Origin of the sequence: Glycomyces luteolus (assembly GCF_027622875.1) — a bacterium.
Taxonomy (GTDB): Bacteria; Actinomycetota; Actinomycetes; order Mycobacteriales; family Micromonosporaceae; genus Glycomyces; species Glycomyces luteolus.
The window spans coordinates 300144-315811 of sequence record NZ_JAPZVP010000003.1; the positions used below are offsets into that span (position 1 = coordinate 300144).

The following is a 15668-nucleotide window of genomic DNA, read 5'->3' on the forward strand; positions in this document are numbered from 1 at the left end:
GGAAGGCGGTTGCGGCACAGTCGGACCAGGCGTAGGTTCGACCGCGGATACGCCGAGGAATGGGAGTCGAGGTTCGCATAATGGGAAAGACGTACGACGTGATCGACGGTCGCCTGCGCGAGTTCATCGAGGCGCAGCCGGTGTTTTTCGTGGCCACCGCGCCGCTCGCCCAGGACGGCCACGTCAACCTCTCCCCCAAGGGCCACAACGGTTCGCTCAAAGTCCTCGACGAGCTGACCGTGGCCTACCTCGACTTCGGCGGCTCCGGCGCTGAGACCCACGCGCACCTGCGCGAGAACGGCCGTGTCACCCTCATGTGGTGCGCCTTCACCGGCCCGCCGAACATCGTGCGCGTCCACGGCACCGGCGAGGCCGTCTACCGGGACGACCCGCGCTTCGAGGAGCTCATCCCCCGGTTCGCGGAGGCCGACGGTCCGGGCGTGCGGGGGATCATCGTGGTGCGCGCCAAGCGCATCAGCGACACCTGCGGGTTCGGGGTGCCCCTTATGGAGTATCAGGAGGACCGGCCGCTCCTGCGGCAGTTCCTGGGCCGCAAGAGCGACGACGAGTTCGCCCAGTACTGCGAGTCCAAGGAGTACAACGTGAAGAGCATCGACGGGCTCCCGGCCCTGCCGCTGCCACTGCCGCCGCGCAGCAGCTGAAACGCGTTCAGGGGCCGCACCAGTTCAATCCGGGTGCGGCCCTTCCTGTTTTCACTAGTCGACGATCGCATCCAGCTCGATCGCGTCCTTCGCGGCGTCCGTGCGCGCGGTCCGCTGCTCCGGGGACGTCCCCTGCGGGTCCAGCAGGGCCAGCGCCTGGTTCACGTCGGCGAACGGGCGCATACGCCGCTCATAGCGGGCGAAGGCCAGCTCGTGGTCGTCGGTGCGGCCGAGCTCGAGGGCGAGGACGTAGGCGCCGACCAGGGCGAGGCTGGTGCCCTGTCCCGAGGTGGGGGCGGCGCAGTGGGCGGCGTCGCCGAGGAGGGCGACGCGGCCCTCGGACCAGGTGTCCATTTTGATCTGTGCCATGGCGTCGAAGTAGAAGTCCTCGGCCTTCCACATCCGCTCGACGAAGCCGGGCACCTCCCAGCCGAAGCCGGTGAGGTGGTCGGCGATGAGCTGCTTCTGCGCGTTCACGTCCCGGTAGTCGTATTCGATCGGGGCGGAGGCGAACCCGAGGTAGATGCGGAGTTCCCGGTTGTCGCGCACGGTCATCACCGCGCCGCCGCTGGCGCCGTCGTTGAACCAGGTCTGCCAGTGCTCCAGGCCGAGGAAGTTCTCCTGGCTGAACACGCCGAGATAGCTGCCGAGGTGGTCGGTGTACTGCGATTCGGGGCCGAAGACGAGCTTGCGGGTGTTGGAGTGGAGGCCGTCGGCGCCGATGACGAGGTCGAAACGGCGCGGGGCGGCGTGCTCGAATTCGACCAGGACCCCTTCCGCCTCTTGGTGGATGGCGGTGATCGAGTCGCCGAAGACGTATTCGATGCCGTCGTTCTCGGCGTGGACGAGGTCGACGAGGTCTTCGCGGAGGATCTCGATGTCGTCGGAGTCGACGCCGCCGGAGGAGAGCGCGAACTCCTCGGAGCGGAAGATCTCGTTGCCTTCGGGGTCGAGCATGTCCATGCCGTTGCTGTGGTTGGCGAGTGCGCGGGCCTTGGTCTCGAGTCCCATGCGGCGGAGCACCGTGAGGGCCGCGCCGCGGACGTCGATGGCCTGGCCGCCTCGGCGGAGGCGCGGGGCGCGTTCGAGGACGACGGGGGTGAGGCCCTGCTCGCGCAGCCAGTAGGCGAGGGCGGTGCCGGCGATGCTGGAGCCTGAGATGAGGACGGTGGCCATGGGGTCCCTCCGGATACGTTGTACTGGGTTGACTGGGGCAACCGTATGGAAGATGCCGTTGACCTGCAAATACGTGCTCCAACTGCCCTAGTGCAGATGGGATCGGGAGGGTGGGGTGCGGCTAGGATCTGTCGTAGTACAGACCAGAGGGAGGGCCGCCGTGGCCGAGTCGACCGAGCCGCCGTACGTTCGCATCGCCGCGGAGCTGAGCAGGCGCATCGTCGATCGGGAGCTGGCTCCGGGCGACAAGGTGCCGTCGACTCGGCAGGTCGCCCAAGATTTCGGTGTGGCGCTGGCCACTGCGACGAAGGCGCTGGATGCGCTGCGCGCCGAGGGCCTGGTGATCACGCGCCCGCGTTCGGGCACGGTGGTCGCACCGCGCCGCGGCAAGGCGGGCGAGCCCGCCGCGGAGCTCACCCGGGAGCGGGTCCTGGGCGAGGCGATAGCGATGGCGGATGCCGAAGGGCTGGAAGCGGTCTCGATGCGCGCGGTGGCGGGCCGGTGCGGGGTCGCGCCGATGTCGCTATACCGCTTCGTCGAGGACAAAGAGGACCTGGTGAACGCGATGGCCGACAACGTGTACGGCTCGGCCGCGTTCGACCGCGACGAGTCCGCCTCGTGGCGGTCCCAAGTGGAGTCATTGTGCCGGGATCTGTGGCGGCTGCACCGTGCCCACCCCTGGCTCGGCCGCACCCAGCCGCTCACCCGGCCGCTGCCGCTGCCGAACGTGATCCGTCTCGGCGACCGCCTGCTCGGCGCGCTCGAACCGCTCGGGCTGCCGCCGAAGCTGCACTTCGACGTGCACGTGCTCCTGTTCAGCCACATCGTGGGCCTGGCCGCGAACTTCGAGGCCGAGGACGAGGCCGTCTCCGAGACCGGGCTCTCCTCCGAGGAGTGGACCGACCTGCAGTACCAGCACCGCTTCGGCGACGAGGCCTTCATGACCGCCCACCCTCATTTCTCGAAGCTGTTCGGCCACTTCGGTTCCATGTCGGACGGATACGACCTCGACCTCGAAGACCTCTTCGAACTCGGCCTCGGCCTCATCCTCGACGGCATCGAGCGCCTCCCCGCGCGCAGGAGCGCCGCGGAGGAGGGCGCGTAGCTCGTGGTGCGAGCAACCTGCGGGCGAAGGACCTCGGCTCAGGCGGCGAGTCCTCTGGTGAGCGAGGCGAACGAGCGCGTCCAGTGTGCGTTCGCCTCGTCCTCGTCGCCGAGGGCCCCTCGGAGTTCGAGGCTGCACAGGCCGTGGGCCATGGCGTTGAGCTGCACGGCGATCGGATAGGCGCCGATGTCGGTGAAGACGCCTTGGTCGACGCAGCGGCCGCAGGCCTCCACGAGCGCGTCGAAGGTGGGCTGGATGCGTCCGGCCGCCGCGGCATCGGGTTGGAACTCGGGCACCGGGCGGCCGAACATGAGCTCGTACAGGTGCGGGTTGGCGCGGGCGTTGGCGCGGTACGCGTCGCCGAGGGCGAGCAGGTCGGCGAGCGGATCGCCGGTGCGCGGCACCGCCGCGAAGGCGGCGGCGAGCCGGTCGAAGCCTTCCAGGAACATCTCGCGGAGCAGGCCCGCCTTGTCGCCGAAGAGACTGTAGACGGCGGTGGTCGAGGTGCCGGTCTCCTGCGCGACCCGCCTGGTGCTCAGGGCGGCCGGGCCCTCCGCGGCCAGGATCCGTCCGCCCGCGTCGATGAGTTCGCGCCGCAGCGTCTCGTAGTCTCGTTTCCTGGGTCTCGCCATGTTGACAAGCGTATCGTAACGTGGTTACATAACAGTGTTACTAAACCGTGAATCAGGAGCACCCCATGTCTGATCTCCACGTCGTCCTCGGCGCCACCGGCGCCATCGGCAGCGCCGTCGTCGCCGAGCTCACCGCGCGCGGGCACACCGTTCGCGCCGTCAGCCGCAACCCCGAAGGCCCCCAGGGCTTCCGCGCGGACATCACCACCGCCGAGGGCGCCACGTCGGCCTGCGCCGACGCCGCCGTCGTCTACCAGTGCGCGCAGCCGCCCTACGCCGCGTGGGCCAAGGAGTTCGTCGGCCTCACCGACACGGTCCTCACCGGAGTCGAGAAGGCCGGGGCGCGGCTCGTCATGGCCGACAACCTCTACATGTACGGACCCGTCGACGGGCCGATGCACGAGGACCTGCCGTACGCGGCCGCCTTCCCGAAGGGCCGGGCCCGCGTCCGGGTCGCCGAGATGATCCTCAACGCCCACAAGGAAGGCCGCATCCGCGCCGCCCTCGGCCGCGCCTCCGACTACTTCGGACCCGGGGGCATGAACACCGTCCTCGGCCCCCCGATCTTCGCCGCCGCGGCCGCCGGGAAGACCGCCCGCTGGCTCGGCGAACCCGACGAGCCGCACACCGTCTCCTACCTCCCCGACGTCGCCGCCGGCCTCGTCGCCCTGGGCGAGAACCCCAAGGCCGACGGCTACGCCTGGCACCTGCCGGTCGGGCCGCCCGTCACCGGCGACGAGTTCCTCGCGCTCGTCTGGAAAGCCGCTGGAACCAAGGCCAAGAGCGCCGCCCTCGGCCGGGGCCTGCAGCGCCTCGTCGGCGTATTCAACCCGATCGTCAAGGAGCTCGGCGAGACCTGGTACCAGCGCGACCGCGCCTGGATCGTCGACGACACCGCGTTCCGCGCCGCCTTTCCCGACCGCGTCCAGGTCACCCCGCACGAAGAGGCGGTCGCGCGGACCATGACCTGGTTCAAGCAGCACGCCTGATTCCTCCGAAATGCACCAGAACACCCGAATTACTCCGTAGACTGCGCACACTCACGTACGCATTGGAGGCGTCATGACGCAGGACTACGGACCGCGCGCGCAGGTCGACGGGGCCAGAGAGATGAACGGGACCGCGATCGCGGCCTTCGTGTTCTCAGTCGTGGGGCTGTGCTGGCCGCTGGGCCTCCTCGGGCTCATCCTCGGCTACGTCGCGAAGAGCCAGATCAAGTCCCGCGACAACTCCGGCAGCGGCCTCGCCACGGCGGCGATCGTCCTCGGTTGGATCACGGTCCTCGGCTTCATCATCTTCGCCATCGCGCTGGCCGTGGGCGGCTGGGACGCCTGGATGGACCGCGTGAACGACTACAAGGACGACTACAACAACTAGGCCCGCCCAAACGGCCCACCTGGCGGACCAGATGGGCCGTACGAGCCTGCGTCCCCTAAGGGGCGGGGCTGCACTTCGGGGTGATGCCGAACGTGTACCCCTTCGCCGCGAGCTGCGGCAGCGCGATCTCCAGCGCCTCCACGGTCTGCGAGCGGTCGCCGCCGCCGTCGTGCATGAGCACCACGTCGCCCGGGGTGGCCCCGAGCAGCACGTTCACGATCGCGTCCACGCCCGGCCTCGACCAGTCCTTGGTGTCCTCGTTCCACATCTGCCGCTGGAGACCTGCCCCGGTGATAGCCTGGTTGACCGTGGTGTTGTGGGCCCCGTACGGCGGGCGGAAGCAGTTCACTTCGGCGCCGAAGCTTTCGAGCAGGGTCTGGGTGCGGCCGATCTGCGAGTCCATCTGTGCGCGCGTCAGCGTCGTCATGTCGGGGTGGTCCCAGGAGTGGTTGCCGAGCGCGTGCCCGGCCGCCAGGACGGCGCGGGAGCGGGCGGGGTCGCGCTGGGCGTTCTGGCCGAGCTGGAAGAACGTCGCCTTGGCGTTGTTCGCCTCGAGGACGGCGAGGATCTCGTCGGTGTAGGTCCCGCCGGGGCCGTCGTCGAAGGTGAGGAAGATCTGGCCGTTCCAGGGGTCGTCGGCGGCGACGGGGGCCGGTGCCGGGGCGGCGTGCGCCGGGACGGAGAGGAGGAGGGAGCCGATGACCGCCGCGGCGGCGGCCACCATGAAGCGAAGATGTTTCATGCGAACATCGTGGCGGGACTTCCGTTGTGGCGCAACGAGGGAGTTATCACCTAAGTCGCATGTGTCCTCAGGCAACCAAGCGGCAGTGCCGGAGCGTATCAGCCGCCGGGGAGTTCGCCGCCGCGCTCGGCCGCGGCGGCCACGGCCGCTCGGATCGCCTCGTCCACATTCGACGCGTCGAGCGATGCCAGCGCGGCCTCGGTGGTACCGCCGGGGGTGGCGATCCGGTCCAGGAGCGCGGCGGGCGGCTCGTCCGAGTCCTGCAGGTGGAGGCAGGCGCCGAGGAGCATCTGGTCGACCAGGACGCGGGCGGCGACCGGGTCCATGCCGCCGTCGACCGCGGCGTTCGTCATCGCGTCGGCGAGGTAGTAGAGGAACGCGGGGCCCGAACCGCCAACGGCCGTAATGAGATCCATCATGGACTCGTCGGCGATCACGGTGACCCCGATGCGGTCGAACAGGTCCTCGATCTCGGTCAGGTCGGTGCCCTCGGGCGCGGCCAGCGCGGTGGCGGCCCGGCGGGCGCGGGCGGCGATGTTGGTCATGGCGCGGACGGCCGTGATGCCCTTGGGGAGCCGTTCGGTGAGCTTGGCGAGGGGGACGCCGGCGGCGAGGGAGACGACGACCGTTTCCGGTTCGAGGTGGGGGCCGATCGCGGAGAGTAGGGGCCCGACGGCGACGGGCGGCACGGCGACGAGCACGACGTCGGCTTCGGCGACCGCGCTGGGGTTGTCGGTGCCGACCTCGACGCCGTACGCGTCGGCGAGTGTGGCGGCGCGTTCGGCGGGCAGGGCGGTGGCCCAGATCTGGGCGGGCGGCAGGCCGGAGTCGAGGAGTCCGGCGAGCACGGCCTCGCCGAGATGTCCGACGCCGAGCAGCGCGATGTCCATGTCCTCACCTCCGTGTCAGCGCTCCACAGCCCGAAATCTACGGGCCGGGTCTCCCGGGTTCCGGGATTCAGGGGAAATGCCGTTCAGTGCGTATGCAGGCGTCGCGCATGGCGGCGGCGAACCGGTCGGTGGCGCGCGATTGCAGGAATCGCACGACGGGTCCTCCGAGGCGGGCGGCGGCGGTGCCGGGCCGGGAGAAGGACCGCACGGTGAAGTGGACGCGGCCGTCGACCGCTTCGAGCAGGAACGCGGCTTCGCCCCGTTCGGGATGGCCGGGCATGGAGCCGTATCCGAACCCGACCCTATCGGGTGTCTCCTCGGCCCACACCACCTGGCACGGAATATGCAGGACCCCGGCGAAGCGGAGTCGCACTTCGACCCCGGGCGCGGCGCGTGCGGCGGTGGCCTCGGGGTGCAGGCCGCACCGTTCGTGGAGGCCCCAGGTCATGAGGAGCTCGGCGGCGTCGTGCAGGGTCGCGTCGAGGTCGGCGGTGCGCTCGAGGTGGCGGTAGCCGGGCGGGAGCGGCCCGGCGCGGGTCGCGCCCGCTTCGGGGTAGTTGACCTTGTATGCCACGTCAGTCGTCCAGTTCGGGGTTGAGGACCTGGAAGAGCAGGTGGTCCTGCCATTTCCCGGCGATCTTGAGATAGACGGGGGCCATGCCGATCGGCTCGAAGCCGTTGCGCTGCAGCACCTTCTGCGAGGCGTAGTTGTCGACGAGGGTCTCGGCCTGCACCCGGGCGAGGCCGAGGTCCTTGAACGCCAGCCGCTTTGCGAGCCGCACGGCCTCGGTCGCGATCCCGCGCCCGGCCGCGGACTTCGCCACCCAGTACCCGATGCTGCACGAGCGGAAGTAGGGCCCGCGCACGATCGAGTTGAGGAAGATCTGGCCGACGAACCTGCCGTCGTCCTCAATGGCGTACGTGAGGCCGACGCCGGCCTCGGCCCTGGCGAACGCCGCTTCGATCTCGGTCCGCACGCCCTCGGCCGCGAACGCGGCCTCGCCCCGGTCGGGCTCCCAGGGCGCCAGGTAGTCCCGGCCTTCGCGGCGCAGCGCGGCGATCGCCTCGGCATCGGCGAGGGCGATGGGACGAATGGTGATCATGACTTGATTCTGCCGTGTCGCGAGCGCATTGGGGGTACGGGTGCGGACATCGACGCTCCCCGATGGGAGCGCGCTTGCGGCATACTGTTCTGCAACTCTTGCGGAACCGCCCCCGAACGACATTCCAGAGCGACACGGCAACGGAGCCACCAGTGCCCGGAGACGAAGCAGGCAACGCCGAACCGAACCCGACCGGATCATCTGAAGACGAGACCCCCGCGACCCCGCCGACGGCACCGCCCGAAGGGGAGCGGCTTGACGCGTCCGCCGTGGCGCGCATCGTGGACGAGGCGCTGTCCGCCTGGGCGCCGCCCCCGCCCGCGATGTACCTGGGCGGGGCCGCGGTGACCATCGGCGGCCTGCTGGGCGCGCTCATCCAGCTGCTCATCGGCACCGCCCCGCAGCCGTGGAGCACGGTACTCGTCGCCATCGGCATCGGCATCATCATCGTCCAGCTGCTGTGGAGCCTGTTCCGGGTCGGCACCGGCAGGCGCACCGCGAGGTTCACCGGCTTCGCCATCGTCGTCTTCGCGGTCGTCTGCTCCTTCATCCTCGGCTTCATCCTGCGCCCCATGGCCCTGCGGATCTACGACCAGCACTACTCCTGCGCCGACCCGGTAGAGCTCACGGTCCTCGTCCCGGCCGACGGCGCCGCCTGGTTCCAGGAGTCGATCACCGAGTTCAACCGCGAGTACGGCGAGGGCGACTGCCGCGCGGCGAACGTGACCGCCTACAGCGCGCCGTGGCCCGAGGTCGAGAAGGCGATGGCCCAGGGCTGGCAGCCGCCGCAGGACGGCGAGGAGGGGACCTTCGAGGCGCTGCGCGACGTCGGGCCCCGCCCCCATTTCTGGATCGCCGAGTCGCAGACCCAGGTCGAGCTGGCGGACGAGAAGCTGAGCGACAACGACTCAGGGGTCAACTACGAGGTCTTCGAACCCAAAGACGCCGAACCGATCGGCCGGACGCCGCTCGTGCTGGCCGTTCCGGAGGCGGTGCTCGACACGCACGGGTTCAACGGCGGCCTCCAGACCACCGACAGGGCGCTGCACGAGCTCATCGTCGAACTCGGCGACGCGTACGCCACGCCGGTGCTCAGGTCCGACCCGGCGGCGTCCACCACCGGGCTGCTCTTCTTCCGCTCGCTCTACGACGAGGGCTCGGCCGCACTCGCGGAGAGCCGACTCGCCGGCGCGGCGGCGGCGACGGGCATCGCCTTGGCCCCCAGCGACACCGACCTGCTGTGCGAGGTCCGCCGCACCCAGGGGGCGATCCCCTACGCGGCGGTGCTCACCACCGAGATGGCGCTGGCGCACTACAACACAGGAAAGGCCCTCGGCGACGACTGCCCTGGCGCCGATGATGAGCACTCGGGGCTCGTGCCCGTCTACAGCACCGGGCTGGGCGCGCTCGACTACCAAGGGGTCCGGCTCGACTGGACCGGCGACCCCTGGGCCGGGCGGCGAACGGCCGTGGCCGACGCCCTGCAGTCCTGGCTCGCGGGAGAGAGCAGCGACGCGTACCCGGAGGCCCTGAGCATGCGCAGTGAAGACTACGAACGCGACGCGCTGGCGGGGGACTACCGCTTCGACACCGGCTTCGAGGCCGAAGCCGATCCGCTCAGCGCCGACGGGTTCACCACGTTGCAAGGCCGCTATGGAAGCAGCCGCCTGCCGACCACCGTGCTGCTCGCCGTGGACAATTCGGCATCGATGAACGAGGAGGCGGGCGGCGGCCGGTCCCGCTTCGAGCTCGCGAGCGACGGCGTGGTCACGGCACTGGACTACCTCGGCGTCAACGACGAGGATCAAGCAGCACTGTGGACGTTTCCGGTCAAGGGGTCCGGCTCGCACGCACCGGTGTTCGACATGACCGCCGATCCGCCCGAGGACGTCGCGGAGCTCCTGCGGTCCAACGGGACGGGCGAAGGGGTCGACCTCCACCAGACCATGGTCGACGGGATCGCCGAACTCGACGCGGCCGGCCCGGACGAGGGGTCCAGCGCGATGGTGGTGATCACCGACGGGGCCAACCTCGACCGTTCCGACACCACAGTGGATGAGGTGCGCGAGGTGCTGGCCGAGCACCAGGCCAACCTGTACCTGATCGCGGTCGGCGATGTCGCCTGCCGGTCGGCGGTCTTCGCCGAGCTTGACGAGGACCCTCGGGTGACCTGCCTCGAGGCCGAGGAGGAACCCTTCGACAGCCTGTTCAACCAGTTGTGGAGCGGCAGGTGACCGGGCATTGGAGGTCCCGCTTGCGGATGTCCCGCCGGACCGTCTTCGAGCTGGCCGGCGCGGCGGTCGCGGCGGGCGCGATCGGCGGCGCCTACTGGCTCGGCAACCGCGAGACCGAAAGGGAATGGGAAGACCTCGACGGGAAGCCGCTGCAGCTGCTGGCCGCACGCGACGACACCGCGAACGGCCAGCGCAGGCTCCTCGTCGACCAGTGGAACGCCTGGCACGGCGACCACCCCGTCGAGATGGTGGAGCTGTCGCCGATCGCCGACCTCCAGTACAGCGCGATCCACGCCGCGTTGCAGTCCGAGGACCCGGACGTCGACGTGGTGGACCTCGACATCCCATGGGTCGCCGAGTTCGCGTCGGCGGGCCGCCTCGAACCGCTCGACGGCATCGACACCGGCGGGTTCCTGGAGCGGCCCTTGGAGGCCGGGCGCTTCGAGGGCGAGCTGTACGCGCTGCCGTTCAACACGAATGTGGGGATGCTGTACTACCGCAAGCACATCGACCCCGAGTCGGACCCCGACTACCGCAACGGCGTCCTTACCGAGCTGGAGGCGTCGTCGATCCGGACCTGGGACGATCTGCGGAGGACCATCGGCTGGATCCTGCGGGAGGACAACGGGTTCACCGGCGGCATCGCGATGCAGCTGGCGTCGTACGAGGGGTTCACGGTCAACGTCTGGGAGTACCTGCTGGCCAACGGCATCGATGTCGCGGATGACACCGGCATGATCGGCTTCGGCCCGCGGTCCGATGCCGTCGGCCTGCTCGAGGACCTCTGGAGCGACCTGTGGGAGCCGGTGCGGCAGAACAAGTGGACGGTGCTGCCTGCCGCGGTGCAGCACAACGAGGACGAGTCGCTCGCGGCCTTCCAGGCGGGGCTGACGCCGTTCCTGCGGCACTGGCCGCAGGCGATCCGGACGCTGGAGTCGTGCGAGGCGTTCGCGGCGGCCGGATCGGACGTGCCGTTCGAGGTGGGCGTGGTGCCGATGCCGGGCGGCGTGCTCGGCGGCGGGAGCCTCGCCGTGAGCGCGTACTCGAAGCGCAAGAACGTCTCCCGGGCGCTGATCGAGTTCCTTACGGGCCCGACGAGCCAGCAGCTCCTGTTCGACCGCGGCGGGTTCGCGGCGACGCGGCCGGAACCGTACTTCGACGCCATGGCGCAGGTCGCGAGCGGGGTGGCGGACGGGGACTGCGAGTCGATCGGCGGCCCGCGGCGCGAGGCCGGCGCGATGTACGAGGCGCTGACCGGCGAGGGGCCGGGCCAGCGCCCCGAGGTGGACCGGTATGCGCAGTTCAGCTACGCGTTCCGCGACGAGCTGTACGGCAGGCTCGCGAATGACGACGCCCCGGATTTCAGCGGGCTCGAGCGTCGGCTCGAGCGGGCCGTCGAGGGCAAGTGACTCAGGGCCGCAGGCCGAGCGTGTACCAGTCGAGGACGCGGCCGTCGGGTTCGCTGCGGCGCTGCAGGTACGTGAAGCCCGCACGGGCGGCGACCGCCGCCGAGCGGGCGTTCGCCGGTTCGCAGCGGATGACCGCTTCGGTGCAGCCGATCCGGGCGGCGTAGGTGCAGGCGAGGCGCACCGCGCGGGTGGCGAGGCCGCGGCCGCGCCACTGCGGGTAGAGGCCGTAGGCGAGGTTGGCCTGGCCCTCGCGCAGGTAGTACTGGCCGGTCTGGACGTCCACGGTTCCGGCGAGCGCCAGGCCTGGCTCGGCGCGGATGCCGAAGTTGTGGAAGGGCCCGCCCTCGCGCCACCACCGGGCGCAGGCGTCGAGGTAGTCGCGCAGGCCCTGCGCAGTTGCGGGATCGCCGCTGAGCCAGCGCACCATCTCCTCGTCCTCCCCCGCGTAGTGGGCCTCGAAGTCGGCGGGGCCGAGCGGGAGGAGCGTGACCGTGCCGTCGGTGAGCGCCTCGTGCATACCACCAGACTGGCGCAGTTCACGCCCTCCCGCAACGGATTCAGCGGGCGCGTCGCAACGCCCGCCAACCGAGCGCCGCGACGAGGAGCGTCGCGGCCGTGTTGTGCGCGTACTTCGCGAACGGTGCCACGTCGCCGATCGGCGTCGCCAGGAAGCCGGTGAGCGCCTGCGAGAGCAGCGCGCCGACCGCGATGGCGGTGACCTGGCGGGGGCCCCACGCGGCCGAACGCGCGAAGTGCGCGGCTCCGACACCCATGGCGCACAGCACGGCCGCGGTGATGGCGACGCCGGTCCAGGTCTCGTACAGCCCGAACGAGAACACCGCCGCGGCGGAGGCGACGATGAGCACCCACAGGGGCGGGACGCGCCGCTCGACGCGTTCGGCCTTTCTGCGGCCGAACAGGAACGCGAGGACGACCAGTGCCGCGGCCATCGCGCCGGCGCCCGCGAGCTGCCCGGCGGAGGCGTGGTCCGACTCGGTCCGGTAGTGCCAGTCGAGGACCGCCCAGGCCCCGGCCGCGTACAGCAGGACCGTGACCACCAGCCCGAACGGGCGCAGCCACGGTCGGTCGGCGAGGCGCGGCGCGAGGCCCTCGACGAGCGCGATCGGCGCGGCGAAGCTCATGATCATGTGCCCGATCACGAATGTCAGCGCGGACGAGGCGGCGAGCCCGAACGCGGGGATCCAGGTCGGGCCGACGAGGTCCTGCCAGTAGTCGATGCCGCGGTAGTCCGTGGAGAACATCGACTGGTCGATGACCCCGGCCTGCACGACGCCGAGCGCGGCGGCGATCGCGAGTACGCCGCCCCAGCCGATGCCGAAGCGGCGGGCGGCCTCGCGCAGGAGCAGCGCGGGGGCGCCGTAGAGCGGGATGAAGATGAACAGCCCTGCGAGCAGCGCGAGCGGGTTCCCGGTGGTGTCGTCGTAGCCGACCAGGCTCTCGGCCGCGATCGGCGAGAGCACGAGGAGCGCGAGGACCGGGAGCAACCGGATCGGGCCGGGCCGCCGCGGCGACGCGAGGGAGGTGGTGGTTTCCATGCTCTCGACGCTATGGGCGGGAGCTGGTCCGGGGCATCGGTTGTCGGTAGCGAACGGCCCGTCCAAGGCATCGCGCCGCGGGCCCGGGGCGCGACCGACGGACCGCGCGGGCCGACGAAAGTATCGGATCGGTCGCCGATCCTCGCTTCCGAAGCCCGGGGCGGATAGGTTCGGGCCCATGAGCGGTGAGGGAACGAGGCGCGGGGCGCGGGGCCTGACAGTGGACTTGGGCGTGCTGGCCGTCGGGGTGTTCGCGTGGCTGTTCATCGCCGGGGAACGCCTCAGCTCCGAGATGCCTTCGCCCGCTTGGCTGTTCGACGTCGACATGGCGACCGGGCTGCTGGCGCTGCCGCTGCTGTGGATGCGGCGGCGCTGGCCGACGCAGGCCGCGGTGGCGCTCGTCGTCGCATCGGCGTATGCGGAAACCATCGCGTTCCCGCTGCTCGTGATGCTCTTCTCGGTGGTCGTGCGGCGGCCGCTGCGCACCGCCGCATGGGTGTACGCCGGGTCGCTCGCGTCCTCGGCTGTCTACATAGTCCTCAGACCCGAGGAGATGGGCCTCGTCGCCTCGATCGCCCTCGCGGTGTCCCTGCACGCGGCCGTCGCCGGCTGGGGCCTGTTCGTGCGGTACCGGCGGCAGCTGGAAGCGCGTGCGGCCCAAGCGGACCGGGACGAGCGCGAGCGGGCCCGCCAGCGGGCGCGCGACGAGCTCGCCCGCGAGCTGCACGATATGCTCGGCCACCGGCTGTCGCTGCTGAGCCTGCACGCGGGCGGCATGGAGTACCGGCCCGACGCCCCGGCCGAGGAGCTGGCGCGGGCGGCGGGCGTCGTGCGCGAGCAGTCGCAGCTCGCGATGCGGGACCTGCGGGAGATCATCGCGATCCTCCGCGCCCCGATCGGCGAGCTGCCGCAGCCGCGCATGGCCGACCTGCAGGCGCTCGTCGAGGAGGCCCGGCCCGCGATGCGGATCGGGCTCCAGGTGAATGTCGAGGGCGAGGTGCCCGAGCGCTCCGGTCGCACCGCCTACCGGATCGTGCAGGAGGCGTTGACGAACGCCCGCAAGCACGCCGAAGACGCACCAGTGGAGATCACTGTGGAGGGACGGCCCGATGTCGGGCTCAGCGTCGCGGTCCTGAACGGCCCGGGCCGCGACACCGGCCCAGGCTCCGGGCACGGCCTCATCGGCCTGGAGGAGCGGGCCGCGCTCGCGGGCGGCCGACTCGAATACGGACCGGTGGCCGATGGGGGCTGGCGGGTGCACTCGTGGCTACCCTGGACCGCATGAACGAGCAGCCCTCCGTGAAAGTCCTGGTCGTGGACGACGATCCGCTGGTGCGCGCCGGACTGCGGATGATCCTCGGCGGCGCCGGGGACCTCGACGTGGTCGGCGAGGCCGGCAGCGGCGCCGACGTGCCGGAGCTGGTCGCGCGCCTGCGGCCCGATGTGGTGCTCATGGACCTGCACATGCCCGGAGTCGACGGGCTGACCGCGACCGAGCGGCTGCGGGCCGCGCCGAACGCGCCGGAAGTCCTGGTGCTCACCGCGTTCGAGGCCGACGGGCATGTGCGGCGGGCGCTCCGCGCCGGGGCGGGCGGGTTCCTGCTCAAGGACACGCCGCCCGCCGAGATCGTGGCGGCGGTGCGCCGCGTCGCGGCCGGGGAGCCGGTGCTGTCGCCCGAGGTGACGCGGCGGCTGATCGGCATCGTCGCGGGCGGGGCACCCGTCGACCGCCGCGGTGAGGCCCGCGAACGCCTGGGCGCGTTGAACACCCGCGAGACCGAAGTCGCCGTCGAGGTCGGGCGCGGCAGCTCGAACGCGGCGATCGCGGCCGCGCTGCACCTCAGCGTCCCCACGGTGAAGACCCACGTCTCGGCGGCGCTCAGCAAGCTGGGGTTGGACAATCGCGTGCAGCTCGCGCTGCTGGTCAACGACGCGGGGCTCGCCGACTAGGGACGGCGCAGCCGGGCCGCCAGGAACGACGGCCGCGCGCTGAGCTCCGCGAACGCCTCCGGGTCGACCGCCTCCAGTTCCGGCACTGGGCGGGGCTCGATCAGCCGCTCGAGGGCGAAGCCCGCCTCGAGCAGGTCGCCGATGAATCCTTCGACCGTGCTGCGCTGGAAGTGGATCGGCGGCAGTCCCTCGCGGACGTGCAGGTCGACCCACTCGTCCGAGAAGTACGAGTCGCCGAAATGGCGCCAGTCCGCGGCCGGGTGCGTGGTCGAGATCAGGAACCGCCCGCCGGGCTTGAGGACGCGGAAGATCTCGGCGAGCAGCGCGGCTCGGTTCGTGATGTGGTGGATGACGAGGGCGCACAGGACCGCGTCGAAGGAGGCGTCCTCGGCGAAGTCGAGCGGCAGCTCCAGGTCGTGCTGCCGAAGTTCGGCCCGCTCCCCCACCTGCTCCTTCGCGTGGGCGAGGAGTTCGGCGCTGCCTTCGATGCCGACCACCGAGGCGCCGCGTTCGAGGAGCGCCGCCGCGTAATGGCCTGGGCCGCAGCCGACGTCGAGGATGCGCCGGCCGGTCACGTCTCCGGCGAGGCCGAGCATCGCGGGCCGGTCGATGTAGGCGTTGTACGCGCCGGTCGCGGAATGGGCGGCGAAGGCATCGCCGAGCGCGCCGTGGTAGGCGGTCTCTGGAGGCATCGGGACAGTATCCCGGAGCGCAGGGCGCCGCGCCAGCCGTTTTCGGGCCGGGCAGCAACGGACGTGATCCGCATTGTCCAAGGGTTGAAAAAAGAGTGTCGCCTCGTAACGGGCAACCGGTAGCGTTCTTTCGCGCATCC

The 15668-nt window shown here is 71.0% G+C and carries 17 protein-coding genes; 8 read left to right on the forward strand and 9 right to left on the reverse strand.

Going from position 1 to position 15668, the window contains the following annotated elements; genetic code table 11:
- Positions 1-80 precede the first annotated feature (80 nt).
- Positions 81-662 carry a pyridoxamine 5'-phosphate oxidase family protein gene (locus O1R50_RS05365; protein ID WP_270108870.1) on the forward strand — a complete coding sequence of 194 codons (582 nt, stop codon included), beginning with the start codon at positions 81-83 and terminating at the stop codon, positions 660-662.
- Positions 663-716: 54 nt separating this feature from the next.
- On the opposite strand, the gene O1R50_RS05370 is transcribed toward O1R50_RS05365, so the two are convergent.
- On the reverse strand, positions 717-1838 hold the full coding sequence (locus tag O1R50_RS05370; protein WP_270108871.1) for an FAD-dependent monooxygenase: 1122 nt from the start codon (positions 1836-1838) through the stop codon (positions 717-719).
- Between the two features lie 160 nt (positions 1839-1998).
- On the opposite strand from O1R50_RS05370, the gene O1R50_RS05375 reads away from it, so the two are divergent.
- The gene (locus tag O1R50_RS05375; RefSeq protein WP_270108872.1) at positions 1999-2943 is read left to right on the forward strand and encodes a GntR family transcriptional regulator; all 945 of its coding nucleotides are present in this window, start codon (positions 1999-2001) and stop codon (positions 2941-2943) included.
- 38 nt (positions 2944-2981) lie between these two features.
- Here the strand turns inward: O1R50_RS05375 and O1R50_RS05380 are convergent, their stop codons facing one another.
- Positions 2982-3575, reverse strand: coding sequence for a TetR/AcrR family transcriptional regulator (locus O1R50_RS05380; RefSeq protein ID WP_270108873.1), 594 nt, complete (start codon positions 3573-3575; stop codon positions 2982-2984).
- Between the two features lie 65 nt (positions 3576-3640).
- Here O1R50_RS05380 and O1R50_RS05385 point away from each other — a divergent pair, with 65 nt between their 5' ends.
- Together O1R50_RS05385 and O1R50_RS05390 are read left to right on the forward strand one after the other, a co-directional pair.
- Positions 3641-4564, forward strand: a complete 924-nt coding sequence (locus tag O1R50_RS05385) for an NAD-dependent epimerase/dehydratase family protein (protein WP_270108874.1) — start codon at positions 3641-3643, stop codon at positions 4562-4564.
- 73 nt (positions 4565-4637) lie between these two features.
- Positions 4638-4952, forward strand: a complete 315-nt coding sequence (locus O1R50_RS05390) for a DUF4190 domain-containing protein (RefSeq protein WP_270108875.1) — start codon at positions 4638-4640, stop codon at positions 4950-4952.
- Positions 4953-5007: 55 nt separating this feature from the next.
- Here the strand turns inward: O1R50_RS05390 and O1R50_RS05395 are convergent, their stop codons facing one another.
- From O1R50_RS05395 to O1R50_RS05410, 4 genes are all read right to left on the reverse strand, one after another.
- Positions 5008-5694: a polysaccharide deacetylase family protein gene (locus tag O1R50_RS05395; RefSeq protein ID WP_270108876.1), complete on the reverse strand. Its 687-nt coding sequence runs from the start codon at positions 5692-5694 to the stop codon at positions 5008-5010.
- A 98-nt stretch (positions 5695-5792) separates the two neighbouring features.
- The gene (gene proC, locus O1R50_RS05400; protein WP_270108877.1) at positions 5793-6584 is read right to left on the reverse strand and encodes a pyrroline-5-carboxylate reductase; all 792 of its coding nucleotides are present in this window, start codon (positions 6582-6584) and stop codon (positions 5793-5795) included.
- A gap of 67 nt (positions 6585-6651) precedes the next feature.
- A complete protein-coding gene (locus O1R50_RS05405) occupies positions 6652-7158 on the reverse strand; it encodes a DUF1990 family protein (protein WP_270108878.1) in 507 nt (168 codons plus the stop codon).
- Between the two features lies 1 nt (position 7159).
- Positions 7160-7687, reverse strand: coding sequence for a GNAT family N-acetyltransferase (locus O1R50_RS05410; protein WP_270108879.1), 528 nt, complete (start codon positions 7685-7687; stop codon positions 7160-7162).
- A gap of 152 nt (positions 7688-7839) precedes the next feature.
- Here O1R50_RS05410 and O1R50_RS05415 point away from each other — a divergent pair, with 152 nt between their 5' ends.
- On the forward strand, positions 7840-9921 hold the full coding sequence (locus tag O1R50_RS05415) for a vWA domain-containing protein (protein WP_270108880.1): 2082 nt from the start codon (positions 7840-7842) through the stop codon (positions 9919-9921).
- A 26-nt stretch (positions 9922-9947) separates the two neighbouring features.
- Positions 9948-11330, forward strand: a complete 1383-nt coding sequence (locus O1R50_RS05420) for an extracellular solute-binding protein (RefSeq protein ID WP_270108881.1) — start codon at positions 9948-9950, stop codon at positions 11328-11330.
- Position 11331: 1 nt separating this feature from the next.
- Here O1R50_RS05420 and O1R50_RS05425 read toward each other — a convergent pair whose 3' ends face one another.
- Entirely contained in the window at positions 11332-11847 is a 516-nt protein-coding gene (locus O1R50_RS05425; protein WP_270108882.1) for a GNAT family N-acetyltransferase, read from the reverse strand.
- A gap of 40 nt (positions 11848-11887) precedes the next feature.
- Positions 11888-12886, reverse strand: coding sequence for a hypothetical protein (locus O1R50_RS05430; RefSeq protein ID WP_270108883.1), 999 nt, complete (start codon positions 12884-12886; stop codon positions 11888-11890).
- 178 nt (positions 12887-13064) lie between these two features.
- Here O1R50_RS05430 and O1R50_RS05435 point away from each other — a divergent pair, with 178 nt between their 5' ends.
- Positions 13065-14171 carry a sensor histidine kinase gene (locus O1R50_RS05435; RefSeq protein WP_270108884.1) on the forward strand — a complete coding sequence of 369 codons (1107 nt, stop codon included), beginning with the start codon at positions 13065-13067 and terminating at the stop codon, positions 14169-14171.
- Positions 14168-14836 carry a response regulator transcription factor gene (locus O1R50_RS05440; RefSeq protein WP_270108885.1) on the forward strand — a complete coding sequence of 223 codons (669 nt, stop codon included), beginning with the start codon at positions 14168-14170 and terminating at the stop codon, positions 14834-14836. Before O1R50_RS05435 ends, O1R50_RS05440 begins: the two co-directional genes overlap by 4 nt.
- Here the strand turns inward: O1R50_RS05440 and O1R50_RS05445 are convergent.
- Positions 14833-15528 carry a class I SAM-dependent methyltransferase gene (locus tag O1R50_RS05445; protein ID WP_270108886.1) on the reverse strand — a complete coding sequence of 232 codons (696 nt, stop codon included), beginning with the start codon at positions 15526-15528 and terminating at the stop codon, positions 14833-14835. The genes O1R50_RS05440 and O1R50_RS05445 overlap by 4 nt on opposite strands.
- Between the last annotated feature and the right edge of the window lie 140 nt (positions 15529-15668).